Origin of the sequence: Streptomyces sp. XY431, from assembly GCF_001279805.1 — a bacterium.
In the GTDB taxonomy this organism is placed as follows: Bacteria; Actinomycetota; Actinomycetes; order Streptomycetales; family Streptomycetaceae; genus Kitasatospora; species Kitasatospora purpeofusca.
On sequence record NZ_LGDO01000522.1, the window covers coordinates 1 to 19,107 of the forward strand.

The following is a 19,107-nucleotide window of genomic DNA, read 5'->3' on the forward strand; positions in this document are numbered from 1 at the left end:
GAGCGGTGGGGGCGGTCCGCCGTCCGGTGCGGCGGCGGGGCCCGGGCGGTGCCCGGGCCGGTGGCCGGGGTACGGCCCGGGGGCGGTCCGGCCGCCGGCCCGGACGGTGCCGTCGTCCTCGCCCCCCGTGCCTCCGTCCGTCGAGCGGCGCCGGACGGCGGTACGGGGGGCGAAGCCCAGTTCGGTGAGCGACCGTTCCGGCCACATGTGCCGGAACACCCGCTCGTACGCGTAGTTGGGGCAGCGGATCTCACCGGACTCGACCCGCCCGATGTACCGGGCGTCGCACGAGACGTGCTCGCCGATCTCACGGGCCGCCCGGCGCACGGCCATGGCGAACTCGCCCGGCGAGCGGTCGCCGCGCAGGGCGCGCATCACGGTGTTGGGCGACGGGCGGTTCGGCTCGGCCGGTGGGGTGGCTGCCATGGTGCGCTCCGTGGTGGTGCGGGGTGGTGGTACGGGGGTCGGGCGGCGGTGGGGCGGTGGGGGCGCCCGGCCACGAACGGGTCCGCTGGGGCGTGTCCTGTGGATCAGCCCGGGGCCGACAGTACCGGGAGTCACCGGTCGGCCACAGTGCGTCGATGGATGATGTGCCCCCAATACCGGGCAAACCGGGCGTAGTTGCCGGGATCCGCCATGAAATGCCATGCCTTGCTGTAAGGCGCCCCGTGGCCTCGGGGGCCTGCCCGGCGTTGTGCTGTTACGTGGAAGCCCCGTCCGCCGTCCCTGCCGCACCCCCCTCGGCGGCAGCCCCAGCGGCACCCCCCACGCCGGGCGGCGCGGCTTCCACCCCCGACGAGGTGACAGGAGGGCCGATGCCGGCCACTGGAGTACCGCAGTACCGCCGCCTGGTCGCCGGAGGGATGCCGGCCGCCGCTGCCCCCGCCCTGCTGCCCGAGTCCGCCGACGACCGCGGCCCCGCCCGCCCGCCGTCCGGCGGCGGCCCCTCCCGCCGCCCGGCGGCCGACCAGGACCGCGCCCCGGTCGCCGCCCACGACACCGTGACCGTCGCCCTGCGGCACGGACTGGAGGCGGTCGACATCCTGCGCCTGCGGCGGGCCTGCGGCGCCGTCCTGCAGAGCCGCAACGGTGCCACCGTCTCCTTCCTCGTCCCGGCCGGCACCTCGGCGACCTGGCACCTGCCCGGCAGCTCCTGTACCGCCGGCGCCCAGCTGCCGCCCGCCACCGACCCGCGCTGGGTGATGCCCCCGGCCGGCGCCGACTGCACCGCCCGCCCCACCGACGCCTGGGTCCTCCGCTCGGCGCTCTGCGAGGCCGCCTGCACCCTCACCGCGGGCGGCCTCGGCCCGTTCTGAGGCCGTCGCCGTCGCCCGTTCCGAGGTCGCCGCTGTCGCTTCCGGGGCTGCCGCCGCCGCTTCCGGGGCCGCCGCAGCCCGGGCCGGGCCGCCGGACCTCCCCGAGGGGCGGCGATAATGGCCGGTATGGGACGAAGCAACCGAGCCGGCCGCACCACGGACCGGGGCCGCGCCGCCGCCGCGGACGACCCGGCCACCACCGGCCCCGGGGGCCGCACCCACGCGCAGGGACCGCTCACCCGCGCCGTCGACTCCGGCCTCGCCGAACTCCGCCCCGACCGCGACCGCCCCGCCGCCTGGTCGCTGCTGGTTGACGGTGCGCCGCAGTCGCTGGTCGACCTCGCCGACCCGACCCACCTGGGCTTCGAGTACCAGCGCCGGCTCGGCCACCTGGTCGACCTGGTCGCCCCGCCCGGCCGTCCGCTCACCGTCCTCCATCTCGGCGGCGGCGCCCTCACCCTGGCCCGCTACGTCGCCGCCACCCGCCCGCGCTCGCGCCAGCAGGTCGCCGAGATCGACACCGCGCTCACCGACCTGGTCCGCACCGAACTCCCGCTGGAGCGCGGCTGGCAGGTCAAGGTGCGCGGCGCCGACGCCCGCGCCGTGCTGGAGCGCACCCCCGAGGGCAGCGTGGACCTGGTGATCGCCGACGTCTTCTCCGGCGCCCGGGTGCCCGCCCACTGCACCACCGTCGAGTTCACCGCGCTGGCCGCGCGCGCCCTGGCCCCCGGCGGCTGGTACGCCGTCAACATCGCCGACGGCTCGACGCTGGCGTTCGCCCGCTCCCAGGTGGCCACCCTGGGCGCCGTCTTCCCCGAACTGTGCCTGGTCGCCGACCCGGCGGTGCTGCGCGGCAAGCGGTTCGGCAATCTGATCCTGGCCGCCGCGCACACCCCGCTCCCGCTGGCCGAGCTCACCCGCCGGGTGGCCTCCGACGCAGCCCTCGGCCGGGTCGAACACGGCCGCGCCCTGGCCGACTTCGCCGCCGGGGCGGCCCCGGTGACCGACACCGCCGCCGCTCCGTCCCCGGCTCCGCCCCCGGGCGTCTTCCGGTAGTCGGGGCGACGGCGGCCGAACGGGCCCTCCGCGCCCGCCCGTTCGGTGCGGCGGTGGTCCGGCCCGGTGTCCGGTCGACCCCGCTTTCGGCCGATCCGATGCCCAACTGGCCTCGCGTCAGGTCGGCCTGACGCCCAATTGGCCACCGCGCCGCCGGGTTGCCGAGAATGGGGTCGGCGCGGCGGAGAACCGGCCGCGCCGACCCGACCAGGAGGGGCGCACGTCATGCCGATCCGACCGGCCCGGCCGAGCGAGGCGGCGGCACTCAGTGCTCTGGCCCTGCGATCCAAGGCCCATCTCGGCTACGACGCCGCCTTCATGGAGGCATGCCGGGCCGAACTCACCCTGGAGCCCGGGCAGATCGAGGCCGACCGCACGACCGTCGCCGAGGACGACGGCCGGGTGCTGGGCTTCGTCACCCTCACCGGGGCGCCGCCGGAGGGCGAGATGGACATGCTCTTCGTCGAGCCGGACGCCGTCGGCCGGGGGATCGGCCGCCGCCTGGTGGAGCACCTGTGCGCGGAGGCCGCCGCCCTGGGCTTCACCCGGATCGTGGTCGAGTCCGACCCGCACGCCGAGCCGTTCTACCTGGCCGTGGGCGCCGTCCGCACCGGCACCGTCGCCTCCGGCTCCATCCCCGGCCGGGAACTGCCGGTCCTCACCCTGCACCTGACCGGGCCGGCTCCCGGCCGCTGACCGGCGCCGGGGCGGTTCAGGTACTGGGTCGTCCTGGTGCCCCGTCGACCCTGCTCAGTGTCCCTTCGGCAGGCCCCGGTGCTTGTACATCGCGGCCCCGGTCAGGGCCAGCCCGGCCGCGATCGGGGCGAGGACGGCGGTCGCGGTGCCCGCGGCGTCGTGCGCGACGGTGACCACGGCCGTCGTGGTCGCGGCCCGGGCCGCCGCCGGGGCCGTCCAGGCCGCCACCGGGGTGTCGGCCCGGGTCCGGCCGGGTGCGGGTCCGGCCGCCGGGGTGCTCACGGTGCCGGCGGTGCCGGGATGCCCGGGGGCGGGGTACTGGGGCCGGTCCGAGGACGCCGGGGCCGGAGGCGGGGCCGCGGGCCGGCGCCGGTCGTCGTCGGTCCGGCCGGTCCCGGCGCTCCCGCCGGTACCGGTGGAACCGCCCGCCGGCCCGTCGGCCGACTCGCCCCGGGTCGCGCGCGCCTCGGCCGGGCGGGCCTGGGCGGGTACGGTGCCGAGCAGTCCGGAGGCGATCGCGAACGCGTCGGGCACGGCGGCCCGTTGCCCCGGCAGGGGCAGCCCGCCGGCCCGGATCCGGTCCTGGAGCGTGCTGCCGACAGCGGCGGTCGCGCCGGCGAGCTCCGGTACGGCGCCGGCGGTCGCGGTGCCCGCCCCGGGCACGTCCGTGGGAGTCGGGCCGGTGATCCGGTCGAGCAGTCCGGCGGTCGGGTCCTGTCCCGGCAGGTCCGCCCCGGACGACGGGCCGGGCGCGGGGGAGGGGACGGCTGCGGTGGCCGGGGCGCGGGGCGCGGGTGCCGCCGTCCGGCCGGGGGCGGTCCCGTCCGCGGAACCGCCGCCCCGGACTCCGCCCGGGTGCCCGGCCGACGGTCCGTCGGCCGCTGTCCCGCCGCCGCCCAGCGTCCGGCCCACGGTCCGGCTGGCGGGTTCCGGGAGCGCCTCGGCGTCGGCCGCACAGGCGCCGGGAGCGCCGAACCCCCAGAGCTGCGCGAGGAGCGCCCCGCCGGCCGCGACGGCCCGGGGGCCGGGCAGCCACCGCCGGGCCGGACGCCACCCGGCCGGACGCCACCGGCCGCCGACGGTCCGTCGGGCGGGTTCCGGGCCACTGCTCGCGTGATTGGCTCGCACGTGAATAGAGAACGAGCGGACGGGCCGTGAGGTCACGGCCGCACCGTCACGGACAGTCATCGCGACCCGCGCGCTGCCCGCCCCCGCGTCCGGCTTCCGCCGTGCCGCTCCCGGCCCGGCCGTCAGGTGGCGCCGGTGCTCAGGAGTTCGGACGCAGCGTCCAGATCACCGTCATGACACCGGTCACGGCGCCGTCGGCGCGGGTGATCTCGACGGTCACCGGGAACTCGGGGCGCTCGCCCTTGTCCAGCTCGGCGACGATCTCGGCGGCGGGCCGGCCGAGCACCGCGGTGGCCGTGACGACGCCCATGGCGAGCTTCTTGTAGGCGATCTCGGCGCTCACCGCGAGCGGCACCGCGCGCGAGAGCTGGTCGCCGAACGCGGCCAGGACGATGCAGCCGCTGGCCGACTCGGCGAGGGTGAACATCGCGCCGGCGTGCGGGCCGCCGACGTGGTTGTGGTACTCGGGCTGGTCCGGCAGCCGGAGCACGGCGCGCTCGGGGGAGGTCTCCAGGTACTCCAGCTTGAGGGTCCGCGCCATCGGCACGGTGGAGTCGAGCAGCTGGCCGATCGAAGGTGTCGTCATGGCGGCAACGTTACTAGCCGGTAGCTTTCGGCGGCAGGCCTGTGGCCGGGGAAAAAGATGAGACGCGGACCACGGTGCGGCCCGGGTCACACCGCCCTCCCGTCCCCGCCGCGGATGTGAGGGAACGCGAAAAAGCCCCGGGGGTCGGTCTCTTGACGAAACCGACCCCCGGGGTCATGGGGTGAGTGACGGGACTCGAACCCGCGGCCACCTGGACCACAACCAGGTGCTCTACCAACTGAGCTACACCCACCATCAGTCCGGACCGTTCGCGCTCTTCGGCGCTCCCGTTCCGACAAGAAGAACTCTACAGGATCCGAGAGGGTGCTCGCGCCAGGGTTCCGGTGGCCCCGCTCCGGTCGGACGTCCGAGTGTCCGGACGCCCGACCGGGACGGGCCGCGGCCGGTGGGTCAGCCCGCCGGGGGCTGGAACTTCTCGGCGATCGCGCGCGCGGTGTCGGTGTCCGGGCCGGGCTGGGCGACGAACACCGCCTCGCGGTAGTAGCGCAGTTCGTCGATGCTCTCGCGGATGTCGGCGAGCGCGCGGTGGTTCCCGCCCTTCTGCGGGCTGTTGTAGTACGCCTTCGGGTACCAGCGGCGGGCCAGCTCCTTGATCGAGGAGACGTCCACGATCCGGTAGTGCAGGTGACCCTCCAGGGCCGGCATGTCCCGGCTCAGGAAGCCCCGGTCGGTGGCCACCGAGTTCCCGCACAGCGGCGTGCGCCCGGCCTCCGGCGCGTGCTCGCGCACATAGGCGAGCACCAGCGCCTCCGCCTCGGCCAGGGTGACGCCGTGCTCCAGCTCGTCCAGCAGCCCGGACGAGGTGTGCATCGCCCGCACCACGTCGGGCATGTTCGCCAACGCCTCCGCCGGCGGGCGGACGATGACGTCCACACCCTCGCCGAGGATGTTCAGCTCGGAGTCCGTCACCAGCGCCGCGACCTCGACCAGGGCGTCCCGGTCGAGGTCGAGGCCTGTCATTTCACAGTCGATCCATACCAAACGGTCATTCACGCCACTCACCCTACGGCGCGATCACGCGCCGCGGGCACCGATGGAGCCGAGCGGGGTGCCGGGGCGTAGCCCTCGGAACCGTGCTCGTCCGGCGTGTGGCCGTCCGCCTCCCGCACCTCGCGGGCCTCCCTGGCGTCCCGGACCTCCCTGCCATCCCTGGCGTCCCGGCCGGGGTGGCCGCCGGGGTGCGCCGGTCGGCCGTCCCGGCCGGACCGTGCCTCACGGGGCTCCCTGGTCTCGGCCGCGGCGCTCCGACCGCCCTGCGGACGCAGCTGACCCGCCGCCCGGGCCTGCCGGGCCCGCGCCTCCGCCGCCCCGCCCGGGGCAGCGGCCGGCAGACGCCCGCCGGACGCGCCGTGCACCCGGCCGGCGGCACCCGCCGGGGACTCGTCCTGCGGACGGTCGGCCGCGCTCCGGTGCCCCTGGCCCTGGCCGCGCGCCCCCGGCTGCGGATGCCCGTCCTCGGCGGCGGCGTGCTCCGCCGTCCGGGGCGGCCGGCCCGTGCCGGGTCCGGGCTGGGCCGGGACGATCGGCGGCCGCGCCGGACCGCGCCCGGTCCCCGGCTGCCCGGGGTGCGCCTGGTGCCCGGGCGCCTGGTGCGGGTACGGCTGCCCGGCCCGCGCGTGGACGCCCTGGCCGGACGGCTGCCCGTGCTGGCCGGGGTGCGCGGCGGCACCGGGCCCGCCCGGGAAGCCCGGGGCCGAGGCAGGTCCGTGCCCGCCCGGCAGGCCGTGGCCGCCGAGCGCCGGGTGCCCGCCGAGCGGGCCGTGCTGGCCCGGCACCGTCCCGCCGAGGGCGGCCGCCGAGGCGATCGCACCGGCGGACCGGAGGTCACCGCCCGCCGGACCGGCGGGGACCTGGGCGGACGCGCCGGGCCGACGGGCCCGGTAGCTCGTCCGGTACGCGGCCGGCGAGACCCCGAGCTGACGGCGGAAGTGCCCGCGCAGCGCCACCGGCGAGCGGAAGCCGCAACGGCGCGCGACATCGTCCACCGACAGTTCCGAGGTCTCCAGCAGCCGCTGCGCCTGCAGTACCCGCTGGGTGATCAGCCACTGCAGCGGGGCGCTGCCGGTCAGCGTCCGGAACCGCCGGTCGAAGGTCCGTCGGCTCATGTAGGCGCGGGCCGCCAGCACCTCGACGTCGAACTGCTGGTTGAGGTTCTCCAGCGCCCAGGTGACGACCTCGGCCAGCGGGTCGTTGCCGATCTCCTCAGGTAAAGACTGATCGATGTACTGGGCCTGTCCTCCGCCGCTGCGCCGGCTCGGCACCACCAGGCGGCGGGCGAGCGCGTTGGCCGCCTCGGCGCCGTGGTCGCTGCGCACCACGTGCAGGCAGAGGTCGATCCCGGCGGCGGTGCCGGCCGAGGTCAGCACGTCGCCGTCGTCGACGAACAGTTCGCGCGGGTCCACGTGCACCCGCGGGTAGCGCTTGGCCAGGGTCGGCGCGTACATCCAGTGCGTGGTCGCCGGGCGGCCGTCCAGCAGGCCGGCGGCGGCCAGCACGAACGCGCCGGTGCACAGGCCGATGATCCGCGCGCCCTCGTGGTGCGCCTTGCGCAGCGCGGTGATCGCCTCGACCGGCGGCGGCTGGGAGATCGAGCGCCAGGCCGGGACGACGATCGTGCCGGCCCGGGCGAGCGCCTCCAGCCCGTAGGGGGCCGAGAGGGTGAGGCCGCCGGTGGTGGCGAGCGGGCCCTCCTCGCCGGCGCAGACCAGCAGCCGGTACCGGGGCACCCCGGCGTCCTGGCGGTCGACGCCGAAGACCGAGAGCGGGATCGAGCTCTCGAAGATCGGCGCGCCGCCGAAGATCAGGACGGCGACGGTCTCCCGGCGCCGACGGCCGGAGAGCTTGCGCGGGGAGGTGGCCGTCGAGGGCGTCGAGGAGCCGTTGAGACCGGCCGCGGGACCGCCGTGGCCGCCGGGGCCGTGGCCGGTGCCGCCGTGTCCGGCCGCACCGAGGCCGAGCGGCCCGGCGGAGGCCGCCGCGCCGACCATGCCGTGGGCGACCGCGCCGAGGCCCTGGCCGGGCGCCCCGGTCGCGGCGAAGGTCGCGTAGCCGCCCTCCGGGCCGGGGTGGCCGTATCCGTTGCCGGGGTGACCGCCGCCGTTCTGGGGCCCGTTCTGGTGGCCGCCCTGGTGGCTTCCGGAATGGCCGGTAACCGACGCCCCGGCCCGGCCGTCCGGACCCGCTCCGTACCCGCCCCCGTGGCTGACTCCGGATCGACCGACGGGGCGTCCGCCGTGCTCCGGGGTGACCGGGAAGGACGGGGAACCCGCGCCCGACGGTGCGCCCGGGCCGGCTGTGGCGCCTGGTGCGGAAGGTGCGCCAGGGGCTGTCGGGGCCGCAGTGGAATAGGAGGGGTACGAGGCGTTGCCGGAGTGACGGGTGTTGGCGGTGGAGGCCTGGGAGCCGGTGCCTCTCGCGGAACGACCCACGATGCCGGCCACGGGCTGGCCGCTGTCAGGACCCGCGTCGCTCCTGCTCACCCTGCTCAAGGCGCTCAAGCCCCCTCGGTGGTGTGGTGTGGTGGTGCGGCACTGCTGGCCAAGATCGAATCTATCGGGTGGACCGTTGCCGTTGTGACAAGTTCACCATCCGACGCTATGTCGACATGGCAATTTGGCGTGATGCATTCGATCACGAAGCGTGGCACCCGTCGACCCTTCTGGGAAGAGGGTCGGTGCAACGGTGGCTGGTTGTCGCGGGACGGGTCCTGGGGCGTCCGGCTTCGACGCACCCGGCCGGTGCGCCTGGGCTGCGGATTTGCCCAAGGGCAGGGGACCCGGGCGAGATTGACCGAAAATAGGCGGTGCACATGAGGGGCGCACAGCCCCGGAGCATGCGCCTCCCAGGCTTCATCCGGCCAGCGCCGGGGCCGGGAATCGGGAACTGGTGACGTCGCGTCACCGAGCTCCCGCGGAGATCGCCGCCGGCTCGAACCGGCCAACAGTGGCGACCCCGCGCAGGCGTCGGACCGGCCGTGATGTCCGCGCGGAGGCCGGCCTGCGGCGCGGAGTGGCCACGGGCCACGCCGCCCGTGCACGAACAGGCCGTACAGGAACCGGAACTGACGGTGTCGATCCCGGTACCGGTAGGGCGGTCGGCGGCGGGGCCTCGGCCGGACCCCGGCCCGGTCGGCGGGCCGTGGCCGGTCCGGCCGGCACCGGTGCGACCCCCGGTCTCCGGCCGGACCTGCGGCCCGTTCCGGATCGAACTGCTGACGGAGGGTGAGGTCGCCCGCCCTCGGGCCGGCCGGGGCGGCGGATCGGTCGGCGGGTCGGCCGGTGGCTCGGTGGGCCGGTCGGTGGCGCGGTCGCCTCCGGGGTGCCGCCGGGACCCGTGGTGCGCTACCCGGCGCGGGCCGGGCTCGGTGCCGAGGCATCCGGAGCCGGCGTCGTCGGCGGCGGCGACGGTCGGACGGGGAGCGGGACCGGCGGCGGCGTCGTTCCGGGGCGGCCGTCGGGCCGCCGGGCAAACCCGTCGGACCGGTTTCGGACAGCGGATCCGGCCGCCGCAGCGGCCGAGGCATCGCCGTCGGCGTGCGCGACAGAAGGCGCATGCCCGCCGTCCGGGGCGGACAGCAAGAACTGCACGCCGTGGTGCGCGCCGCTCTGCGCCGTCGGACCCGGCTCCACCACCGCCCCGCCCCGCGCCCCGCTCGCGACCGGTCGGCTCACGACCGGCCGGCCCGCGATCGACCCGCGCCGTTTCCCTGCTGCCCCGGCCCGCACCCCCGGACGGGGCGACGGGGCGCCACGGGCGGCCAGCACCTGCCCGACGGCCTCCGGCAGACCGGCCGCCTTGAGGGTGGGCCGGTAGCCGGGCTCGGCCCAGGGGCGGCCGTGGTGCAGCCAGACGCTCCGCAGCCCGGCCAGCTCGGCACCGGCGATGTCGGCGGGGGCGTGGTCCCCGACCATCCAGGTGTGCGTGGCCCAGTCCCCGGTCGGTGCGACGCCGCACCGCTGCGCCGCGATCTCGAAGATCAGCGGGTCCGGCTTGAGGCAGTCGGCCTCCTCGGAGATCACCCAGCCGTCGACCATCGGCCCGAGGCCGGTCCGCCGGATCTTCTCCAGCTGGGCCCCGGTGCTGCCGTTGCTGACGATGCCCAGCGTCCACCCGGCGGCGCGCGCGGCCCGCAACGCGTCCAGGTTGCGCGCCGGGCAGTGGATGTGGGCGTTGATGCCGCGCCGGTAGTGCGCGAGCAGCCGGTCGAGCGACTCGTCCAAGCCGTAGCGGCGGCGGGCGGCGGACAGTACGGTGCTGCGCGGCACGTAGCCGCCGCCGTCGATGGTGGCGAGCCACTCGACGTCGGCGGGCGGCAGGGCCCGTTCGAGCAGGAAATCCTGAGCCCAGGCCCGGAATGCGGCGTCCCTGGGGAGCAGCGTGTTGTCGAGGTCGAGCAGGAGCAGGGGCATGTCGAGCATGGTGCCAGCGGCCGTGCCTATGCATCTGGCAAATGCCGGGCGCCGTCGCGAACCCGTACGTATTGGCCGAAACGGGGTGCCGGGACCGTTCGGCTCCGCACGGTCCTCCGGGTAGTCCACCGCGCAGTCCTCCGTACCGTCCCGAGGGCCGGTGGTGGCCCGGGCCGCCTCGCTGCCCCGTGACCGGCCCGCAACGGATCGTCATCGATCCATGACAGTCCGGTCACGGTGTCCCGGAGTCCTGTTGCGCCACCCGGTCCGCTCAGTCAAGCTCCAGGGAACCTCCTTCGCCGGAGGGGCGTTCTCGCGCTCGGGCAAGGGGCGCACGGCCGTCGGCACGCGCATCCCTCGTTCGCGGGAAGAGTGTCGCCCCGAGGCCGCGTGGCTGGGCGGTATGCCCCGCCCGACGTACTCTGAAAGGAACAGGTCACAAACGGTGGTGCTCGGTGCAGACCGACGTCTTCCCGTGGGCGGGCCTGCCGCTCGGGCAGCGTTGTCCTCTCCTGTCGGCCCATCTCCTTCGAAGAGCCTTGTGCCATGGCTGGTTCTGAGCACTCCCGACCGGGGGAACCGGGCGCGGACGCCCGGAGCGGTGGTTTCGCCCGCCCCCTTCGCAACCTCGCGCGCCGCAGCCGCTCCGGTTCTGCCTCCCGCCAGCGGCGGGACGCTCGGCGGTCCGGCCCCCAGGAGCCCCCGGTGACCGGCCGGCCGGGACCGGGCGCCGACCGCCCGGACACTGCTGGCCTGCCCGGTGCGGCCGGCGAGGCGGCCGTCCGGGAAGCACCCGCCAAGTCCTGCGACCCGGCTTTCCAGCACGGTGTGGTGGTGGGCTTCGACGGCTCACTGTCCAGCGAGCGCGCCCTCGCCTACGCGGTGGGCATGGCCCGCCGCTCCCAGTGCGGGCTGGTGATCGTGCACGTCGCCAACCGGCTGCCCGCCACCGTGTGGGCCGGCTGCGAACCGCCGGTCTTCGTGGACCTCCCCGACCACCGGACGGAGGTGCTCGGCCTGGAACTCGCCTGTGCGGACTTCCTCTCCGGAGTGCCCTGGATCCTGGTCGAGCGGGGTGGCGACATCTGCCACGAGATCGAGGAGGTCGGCCGAGAGTTCGCCGCCGACGCGATCGTGGTCGGCACCACGCACGGTCTGCTCGGCAAGATCTTCGGCTCGGTCTCCGGCCGTCTCGCCCGCCGCGCCAACCGCCCGGTGATCGTGATCCCCTGATATTCGGGGTGCTGTTCCTGGGCCGCGACCGTGGCTGCGGGTGCGGGTGCGGGTGCGGGTGCGGGTGCGGTCGTGAGTGGTCGTGAGTGGTCGCCGCGCCGGTCGGATATAGGCCGAACGTGTCATTCGCGCCTACGGAACGCGGCGCTGCCCGGATCGCCGTGGGGCGGCGGCGAAGAATGACCGGGTGATCGTTGGGCCAGCTTCGCTGCCGAGTCGTCCCCCGCGCCGTCACCTCTACCGTTCGTTCCGTCGTGCCGCCTCGCTTCTCGCGCCGCTCGCCCTCCTGCTCCTGATCCTGCCCCCGGTCGCGGCGGCGGGTGTGCCACGGACTTCGACGGTGCACCCCGCCGGCGGCGAGGCCCGCGGCGCGGTCCGGCTGGAGGTCCGCACCAACGGTGCGACCGGCACCGAGGTCCGGGTCCGCGCCGACGAACCGCTGCTCCGCGTCTACCGGTTGGCGAACCAGGCCGAGTACCGGCTGACCGTCACGACCCTGAAGGACACCCAGGTCTCCGGGGCGCCGATGGTCTGCGGGGGCGAACAGCCGCTCGTGCTCCCGCCGTTGGGCGTGGTCGAGTGCTCGGCGACCCTCCCGGCCCGAGGCGGTCCGCAGCGGACCGAGGTCAGGGTCGAGGCCGGCGCCCCCAAGGGGATGCCCTCGGCCGTGGCGACCGCGCAGGCCGGCTACCGCGGACTGGTCGCCGGCATGACCCTGACCCGGGTCGGCGCCCCGACCGGCTCCGGCGTGCTGGCCCGCGCCGACCGGAGCGCGGACCGCAGTGCCGACCTGAGTGCGGACCGGGCCGCGGATCGGACCGCCGCCGATGACGCCGCCCTCCCCACCGTCCGGAGGCCCGGACGGCGCGCGCTGCCGATGGCGGCCGGCGGGGACGTCCGGTTGCGCTACCGGGTGGACGCGGTAGGGGATTCGCCGATCAGTGCGGTCAGTGTGGCGGAACACCTTCCCGGGGTGGGACCGGTCAGCTGCACCGGACAGTCCGCCGCCGGGCTGCTGGAACCCGGGCGGCCCTTGGACTGCACGGCCTCCGGCGCGGCCGTACCCGGTCGGCACACCGGCGTGGCGCGCGCCGAGGGCCTGGCGGCCGACGGCGCGGTCGGCCAGGACGGCCGCCCGCTGCCGCCCCGGCCGGTCGCCGCCGAGGCCGCGGGCGACTACGAGGGCCAGGGTCCGGCCCCCGCCCAGCCGGGGGCCGGACCTGACTCGGCACTACCGGGCGCCGCCCCGGGCACGGGCACCGGTGCGGGGTCGACCACCGGCGGACGCCCGTCGGCCCCGGGCGCCGCCAATCCCGTGGGCGCTCAGCCCCCGGGAGCCGCCGCCCCGGGAGCCGCCGCCAACGCGCTGCCACCCAATGCTCTGCCGCCCAACCCGGCTGCTCCCAACGCCGCCGCCGCGCCCGCCGGTTCGGTCGCCGCTCCGAATGCCGCCGCCAACGCTGCTGCCGCGGCCCCGGCTGCGGCAGCAGCAGCCGGGCAGGCGGCCGCGCCGGGTACCGCCGCCGCTGCAGAAGCCGCAGTCGCAGCCGCAGCCGCTGGATCCGCGGTGCCCTATCGCCCGGGGGCCAGTACCTTCGGCCTGCCCGCGAGCCCCTTCCAGGCCGTGCCGGCCCCTGGCGCAGCTGGTGCTGCCGGTGCCGCCGGAAGCGCGGGCGCCGCCGCAGCGGGTACGGGAGCCGGAGCGCCGGGAGGAGCCGGCCCCGGCCCCGGACCCGGTGCGGGCCCTGGCGCCCCGTCCGCCGGCCCGGGCCGATCGGCGGAGTCCGCCGCGCCGAACCCGAAGGGGAACACGGCCTTGGTCGCTCAGAGCCCGGACGACGGCGCACCGTTCGACTGGGACGAGGACTGGGACACCAATGAGGTGATGCTGCTGTTGCTGGCGATCATGCTCCCCGTTCTGGTCGTGCTGGCCGCCGCCCTGTCGGTGCGGCAGCGCGGGAGGTCCGGGCCCGGAGGTGGCGATGGCGACTGAACTCCGGGGGAGTGAGCGGTAGATGTGGGTCAATGTCGTGGCGGCGCTGGCGGGTGCGGCGCTCGCCCTGGTCATCGGTGCGTTGGTCGGTCGCTCCCGCGGTTCCCGCGAGGGAGCGACCAACCCGTCCGCGATCAGCTTCGCGGGCGCGGCGGTGCTCGGCTTCTTCGCCCTTTTCACCGGCTTCGCCATCGCCGGTGCCTGGCAGCAGCTCAACATGGCCCGCCAGCACACCTACGAGGAGTCCCGTGCCCTCACCGAGGTGTACTGGGCGGCGCGGTTGCTGCCGGAGCCGGACCGGCCGGTCGTGCAGCAGAGGGTGCGCGAGTACACCGGGCAGGTGATCGGGGACGAGTGGGCGCAGATGGGCCGGGGGCACGGCAGCGCCGAGGCCTGGGCGGCGGCGGACCGGATCAGGGTCTCGGTGGACGCGGTGCGGAGCCAGGACGCATCCGAACTCGCGGCCAAGGCAGATGTGTTGAGAAGCCTGACGGATGTCTACGCGCGACGGAACGCCCGGCTGTCCGATGTCGGCGCGCAGGTACCGGTGTTGGCGCTGGGAGGGCTGGTGGTGGGGTCGGTGCTCGTCCTGGCGACGCCGCCGGTGATCGGGTTGACCGCCAACGGTCGCAACCTGGTGCTGATGGGGTTCGTGGGGGCCTCGGTGGCCTTCGCGGTCAGTATGGTGTTCCAGCTCAGCGGCCCGTTCGACGGTGCCGTCAGGGTCGCGCCGACGGCGTTCGAACTTGCGCTGACCCGGTACGGCCAGATCGACTCGGGCGGGCCCGTGGTGACTCCTTCCTCTTCACGAGCGCCCCGCTGAGCGCTCTCTCGACCGTGTTGCCCGCCCTCCGCGTCGTCCCCGACGGACGACGCGGAGGGCCGGACACGGACCTGCCGCAGCCTCAGGAGACGCCGAGCTCCCGCGCGATGAGCATGCGCTGCACCTCCGAGGTGCCCTCGCCGATCTCAAGGATCTTGCAGTCCCGCCAGAAGCGGGCGACGGGGAATTCGTTCATGAAGCCGTACCCGCCGTGGATCTGGGTCGCCTCGCGGGCGTTGTCGACGGCGGCCTCCGACGAGTACAGCTTGGCGATCGCGGCCTCCTTCTTGAACGGTTCCGAGTGCAGCAGCCGGGAAGCGGCGTCCCGCCAGGCGAGGCGGGAGGTGTGGGCGCGCATCTCCATGTCGGCGAGCTTGAACTGGATGGCCTGGTTGGCGCCGATCGGCCGGCCGAAGGCCCGGCGGGTACCGGCGTAGAGGACGGACTGGTCGACGCAGCCCTGGGCCAGGCCGGTGGCCAGGGCGGCGATCGCGATGCGGCCCTCGTCGAGGATCCGCAGGAACTGGGCGTAGCCGCGACCTCGCTCGCCCAGCAGGTTGGCCGCGGGAACGCGGCAGTCGGTAAAGGACAGTTCGCGGGTGTCGGATGCGTTCCATCCGACCTTCGAGTACTTCTTCGACACCTGGAACCCGGGAGTCCCGGTGGGCACGATGATGGAGGAGATTTCGCGCCGAGGCGAGGAGAATTCGCCCTCTTCACTCGAACGAGCGAGCGGTTCGGTGAGCGCGGTGACGGTGACCAGACCCGTGATGTCGGTGCCGGAGTTGGTGATGAAGCACTTGGTGCCGTTGATCACCCACTCGTCGGTGGCCTCGTCGTAGCGGGCGGTGGTGCGGGTCGCCCCGGCGTCGGAGCCGCCCTCGGGCTCGGTCAGGCCGAACGCGCCGAGCAGCTCGCCGGAGGTCAGCCGGGGCAGCCACTCCCGCTTCTGCTCCTCCGTGCCGAAGCGGTGGATCGGCATCGCGCCGAGCGAGACGGCCGCCTCCAGGGTGATCGCGACCGAGGAGTCGACCCGGGCCAGCTCCTCCAGCACCAGGCAGAGCGCGAAGTAGTCGCCGCCCATGCCGCCGTACTCCTCCGGGAACGGCAGGCCGAACAGGCCCATCCGCCCCATCTCCCGCACGATCTCGTAGGGGAACTCGCCCTGCTCGTAGTACTCGCCGATCTTCGGCGCGACCACGTCCTGGGCGAATTCGGCCACGGTGCGCCGCAGTTCCTCGTACTCGGTGTTCAACCGGTGGTCGAGCATGGTGATCCTCCTGGGGCCCCGCCGGGGTGGGCGCGGGCGTGGTCGGGGCGACCGCCGTCCGTGCGGGTGTGACGGACGGCGGGCGGTGCGGGGAGCGGACGAACGGGGGTGGACCGGCCGGCGGTACAACGGCCGGGTCCAGCGGGTGTCGGCCGGGCGGGCAGTCGCCCGGCCGACGGGCGGGACGGTCGGTGCGGGGTCAGTCCGAGGCTCCGGCCTCGGTGGCGTCGAGCAGGGCCTGCACCGTGCGGGACGGGCTCGGGCGGCCGAGCCGGCGCGCCATCCAGCCGCTGGTGGCGACCAGGGCGCGCAGGTCGACACCGGTCCGGATGCCGAGGCCGTGCAGCATCCACACCAGGTCCTCGGTGGCCAGGTTGCCGGTGGCGCTCTTGGCGTAGGGGCAGCCGCCCAGTCCGCCGGCGGACGCGTCCACGGTGGTGACCCCGGCGCGCAGCGCGGTCAGCGTGTTGCTGAGCGCCTGGCCGTAGGTGTCGTGGAAGTGCACCGCCAGCCGGTCGACCGGCACGCCCGCCGCCGCGAACCCGTCGAGCAGGTCGGTGACCTGGCCCGGGGTGGCCACGCCGATGGTGTCGCCGAGGCTCAGTTCGGCGCAGCCCATCTCCAGCAGCCGCAGACCTGACCGGACCACCTGGGCGACCGGGACCGGACCCTCCCAGGGGTCGCCGAAGCACATCGACAGGTAGCCGCGGACCGGGACCCCGGCGGCCGAGGCCCGTTCCACCACGGGGCGGAACATCGCCATCGCCTCGTCCGCCGAGCGGTTGAGGTTGCGGCGGGCGAAGGTCTCGGTGGCGCTGGCGAACACCGCGACATCGGTGGCGTGGTGGGCCAGCGCGCGGTCGAGCCCGCGCTCGTTGGGTACCAGCACCGGCAGCCGCAGCCCGGGGCGGCGGTCCGGGAGGCCGGCCAGCCGGGGCATCAGCTCCTCGGCGTCGGCCAGCTGGGGTACCCATTTCGGGTGGACGAAGCTGGTGGCCTCGATGGTGCGCAGCCCGGCGGCGGCCAGTCGGTCGATGAACTCGGCCTTGACCCCGACCGGGACGAGGGCGCTCTCGTTCTGCAGCCCGTCGCGCGGACCGACCTCGTGGATCCGCACCTCCTCGGGCAGGCCCGGGGCGCGGACCGGGGCGGGCAGCCCCAGGTCGAGGGCGTCGGGTTCGCGCGCGGGGCCGGCGCCTCTCGGCGCGGGGGCGGTCACGACCGCACCGCCGCGACGGGCTCGGCGGTGGCCGGGCCGGACTCGGCCTCGGCGGGGGTCACGACGACCAGCAGCTCCTCCATCGCCACGGTGGCGCCGGCGGTGGCCCGGAGTTCGCTCACCGTGCCGTCGTGCGGGGCCGAGATCACGTGCTCCATCTTCATGGCCTCCAGGACGAGCAGGGGCTGGCCCTTGCGGACCGACTCACCGGCGGTGGTCTTGACGACCGTGACGGTGCCCGGCATCGGCGCGGTCAGGGCGCCGTGGTGGGCGGCGCCGTCGGCGGCGCCCTCGCCGACCGGGTCGTGGCCGTGCACCGGCCAGGCATCGCCGTCGACGCCCAGCCAGGTCACCGGGCCGGCGGCCGCGGCGGTCCGGTCGTCGGCGAGGGCGAAGCCCGTCCGCAGGCCGTCGACGGTCAGCCGGAGGCGGTTGTCGGAGCGGTCGGCCCGGGCCCGGTGGACCGGTCCGGCGCCGAGCCTGATCTCGACCTCGGCGGTGGTCCCGGACGGATTGTCAGTGGCCTCCGCTACGTTGCTCGCAGTGATCGGACGGATGCTCACCGACACCGGGTCCTGGCCGGGGACGCGGAGCCGGTGGGTGGTCCAGGCGGGGTCGCCGCCGAGGCGCCAGCCGGAGGGAAGGGAGAACGGGTCGGTCCAGCCGTCGGCGTCGGCGGCGGGGGCGAGGTCCAGGTGCCGCGCGAGCGCGGCCGCGTAGTAGAGGAGGTGGGCCGGTGCCGGTTCCTCCGTCGGCAGGGAGTCGGCGGGCTCGGAGGCCGTCGCCGGGGCCGCGGCCCCGGCCCCGGTGGCCGGGGAGTACGGGGAGGCGAGCAGTCCGGGCTCCCGCTGCGCCGTCTGCTCGACCAGGCCGGTGTCGAGCCTTCCTGCGGCGACCTCGGGGTGTGCGAGGAGTCGTCGCAGGAAGCCGGTGTTGGTGGTGACGCCGAGGATCCGGGTGTCCGCGAGGGCGGCGCGCAGGCGCCGCAGCGCGGTCGGGCGGTCGGGTCCGTAGGCGATGACCTTGGCGAGCATGGGGTCGTAGGAGCTGGTGATCACGGTCCCGGGGGCGACCCCGGAGTCCACCCGGATGCCTTCGCCCCGGGGCTCGTCGAGGAGCAGGATGCGTCCGCCGGTGGGCAGGAAGTCCCGTTCCGGGTCCTCGGCGCAGATCCGGGCCTCGATGGCGTGGCCCTGGAAGGAGATGTCGGACTGGGTGAAGGTGAGGGGTTCACCGGCGGCGACCCGAAGCTGCCACTCGACCAGGTCGAGCCGCCGGGGCCGGTCGGCGGCGGGCTCGTGGTCGGGGTCGTGGTCGGAGCCGGCCGGCCCCGACGCGGCCACGGCGACGGCGAGTTCGGTGACGGGGTGTTCCACCTGGAGACGGGTGTTCATCTCCATGAAGAAGAAGTCCCGCACGCCCTCCGTGGGGGTGGGGGAGTCCGGGTCGATGCCGGGGACGATGAACTCCACGGTGCCGGCGCCGGTGTAGCCGCAGGACTCGGCGGCCCGGACGGCCGCGGCGCCCATGGCGGCGCGGGTCTCGGCATTGAGCAGGACGGAGGGAGCCTCTTCGATCAGTTTCTGGTGGCGGCGCTGCAGGCTGCACTCGCGCTCGCCGAGGTGGACGGTGGTGCCGTGGGCGTCGGCCAGCACCTGCACCTCGATGTGACGCGGCCGGTCGATCCAGCGCTCCAGCAGCAGGGTGTCGTCGCCGAAGGCGGTGCGGGCGACGCGCCGGGCGGCGGCGATCTCGGTCGGCAGCTCGGCCGGGTCGCGGACCAGGCGCATGCCCTTGCCGCCGCCGCCGGCGGAGGGCTTGAGCAGGACGGGGTAGCCGATCCCGGCGGCCGCCGCGACGAGGTCCTCGTCGGTGGGCGCGCTGGCTTGGCTGCCCGGGACCACCGGCACACCGGCGGCCCGCACGGCCTCCTTGGCGTTGATCTTGTCACCCATCAGCTCGACCGCGGCGGGAGGAGGACCGATGAAGACGAGGCCGGCGTCGGCGCAGGCGCGGGCGAAGGAGGCGTTCTCGGCGAGGAAGCCGTAGCCGGGGTGGACGGCCTGGGCGCCGGTCCGGCGGGCGGCGGCGAGGATCTGGTCGGTCCGCAGGTAGGTCTCGGCGGCGGAGCTGTCGCTGCGGTCGGCCGGGCCGAGCCGGACCGCGACGTCGGCCTCGCGGACGTGCGGCGCGTCGGCGTCGGCGTCGCTGAACACGGCGACCGAGCGCACGCCGAGCCGCCGCAGGGTGCGGATCACCCGGACGGCGATCTCGCCGCGGTTGGCGACCAGAACTGTGTCGAACATGGGAGGCGTTCCTCCGGGTCGAGGGGGCCGTACGAAGGAGGTGGCGGGACAC

Annotated in this window: 13 protein-coding genes, 1 tRNA gene and 2 pseudogenes; 6 read left to right on the plus strand and 10 right to left on the minus strand. The window is 75.6% G+C overall.

What is annotated here, in order from left to right; all coding sequences use genetic code 11:
* Positions 1-426, minus strand: a pseudogene (locus ADK60_RS47345) (tetratricopeptide repeat protein); the annotation flags it as partial.
* A 389-nt stretch (positions 427-815) separates the two neighbouring features.
* Here ADK60_RS47345 and ADK60_RS47350 point away from each other — a divergent pair.
* The 3 genes from ADK60_RS47350 to ADK60_RS39855 all read left to right on the plus strand — a co-directional run bounded on the left by ADK60_RS47350 (position 816) and on the right by ADK60_RS39855 (position 3,068).
* Positions 816-1,316, plus strand: a complete 501-nt coding sequence (locus tag ADK60_RS47350) for a hypothetical protein (protein ID WP_234326013.1) — start codon at positions 816-818, stop codon at positions 1,314-1,316.
* Positions 1,317-1,442: 126 nt separating this feature from the next.
* Positions 1,443-2,372 carry a spermidine synthase gene (locus tag ADK60_RS39850; protein WP_053651852.1) on the plus strand — a complete coding sequence of 310 codons (930 nt, stop codon included), beginning with the start codon at positions 1,443-1,445 and terminating at the stop codon, positions 2,370-2,372.
* A 225-nt stretch (positions 2,373-2,597) separates the two neighbouring features.
* On the plus strand, positions 2,598-3,068 hold the full coding sequence (locus ADK60_RS39855; protein ID WP_053651855.1) for a GNAT family N-acetyltransferase: 471 nt from the start codon (positions 2,598-2,600) through the stop codon (positions 3,066-3,068).
* Positions 3,069-3,122: 54 nt separating this feature from the next.
* Here the strand turns inward: ADK60_RS39855 and ADK60_RS39860 are convergent, their stop codons facing one another.
* The 6 genes and pseudogenes from ADK60_RS39860 to ADK60_RS39885 all read right to left on the minus strand — a co-directional run bounded on the left by ADK60_RS39860 (position 3,123) and on the right by ADK60_RS39885 (position 10,211).
* Complete coding sequence (locus ADK60_RS39860; RefSeq protein ID WP_053651856.1) at positions 3,123-4,196, minus strand: hypothetical protein; 1,074 nt, start codon at positions 4,194-4,196, stop codon at positions 3,123-3,125.
* 139 nt (positions 4,197-4,335) lie between these two features.
* Positions 4,336-4,782, minus strand: a complete 447-nt coding sequence (locus ADK60_RS39865; RefSeq protein WP_030394133.1) for a DUF4442 domain-containing protein — start codon at positions 4,780-4,782, stop codon at positions 4,336-4,338.
* Between the two features lie 177 nt (positions 4,783-4,959).
* A tRNA-His gene (locus ADK60_RS39870) sits at positions 4,960-5,035 on the minus strand.
* A gap of 158 nt (positions 5,036-5,193) precedes the next feature.
* On the minus strand, positions 5,194-5,796 hold the full coding sequence (gene orn, locus ADK60_RS39875; RefSeq protein ID WP_078880011.1) for an oligoribonuclease: 603 nt from the start codon (positions 5,794-5,796) through the stop codon (positions 5,194-5,196).
* A 734-nt stretch (positions 5,797-6,530) separates the two neighbouring features.
* Positions 6,531-7,649: pseudogene (locus tag ADK60_RS39880) on the minus strand (helix-turn-helix domain-containing protein); the annotation flags it as partial.
* Between the two features lie 1,494 nt (positions 7,650-9,143).
* Positions 9,144-10,211: an HAD family hydrolase gene (locus tag ADK60_RS39885; RefSeq protein ID WP_107094838.1), complete on the minus strand. Its 1,068-nt coding sequence runs from the start codon at positions 10,209-10,211 to the stop codon at positions 9,144-9,146.
* 753 nt (positions 10,212-10,964) lie between these two features.
* On the opposite strand from ADK60_RS39885, the gene ADK60_RS39890 reads away from it, so the two are divergent.
* From ADK60_RS39890 to ADK60_RS39900, 3 genes are all read left to right on the plus strand, one after another.
* Positions 10,965-11,444 (plus strand): universal stress protein, encoded by a 480-nt coding sequence (locus ADK60_RS39890; RefSeq protein WP_234371483.1) that lies wholly within the window; start codon positions 10,965-10,967, stop codon positions 11,442-11,444.
* A 340-nt stretch (positions 11,445-11,784) separates the two neighbouring features.
* Positions 11,785-13,437 carry a hypothetical protein gene (locus ADK60_RS45480; RefSeq protein WP_053651865.1) on the plus strand — a complete coding sequence of 551 codons (1,653 nt, stop codon included), beginning with the start codon at positions 11,785-11,787 and terminating at the stop codon, positions 13,435-13,437.
* A gap of 22 nt (positions 13,438-13,459) precedes the next feature.
* Positions 13,460-14,260 carry a bestrophin-like domain gene (locus ADK60_RS39900; RefSeq protein ID WP_053651867.1) on the plus strand — a complete coding sequence of 267 codons (801 nt, stop codon included), beginning with the start codon at positions 13,460-13,462 and terminating at the stop codon, positions 14,258-14,260.
* A gap of 82 nt (positions 14,261-14,342) precedes the next feature.
* Here ADK60_RS39900 and ADK60_RS39905 read toward each other — a convergent pair whose 3' ends face one another.
* From ADK60_RS39905 to ADK60_RS39915, 3 genes are all read right to left on the minus strand, one after another.
* The gene (locus tag ADK60_RS39905; RefSeq protein ID WP_045942848.1) at positions 14,343-15,530 is read right to left on the minus strand and encodes an acyl-CoA dehydrogenase family protein; all 1,188 of its coding nucleotides are present in this window, start codon (positions 15,528-15,530) and stop codon (positions 14,343-14,345) included.
* Positions 15,531-15,729: 199 nt separating this feature from the next.
* Entirely contained in the window at positions 15,730-16,749 is a 1,020-nt protein-coding gene (locus tag ADK60_RS39910; RefSeq protein WP_107094837.1) for a hydroxymethylglutaryl-CoA lyase, read from the minus strand.
* The gene (locus tag ADK60_RS39915; RefSeq protein ID WP_053651869.1) at positions 16,746-19,055 is read right to left on the minus strand and encodes an acetyl/propionyl/methylcrotonyl-CoA carboxylase subunit alpha; all 2,310 of its coding nucleotides are present in this window, start codon (positions 19,053-19,055) and stop codon (positions 16,746-16,748) included. Before ADK60_RS39915 ends, ADK60_RS39910 begins: the two co-directional genes overlap by 4 nt.
* Positions 19,056-19,107 lie beyond the last annotated feature (52 nt).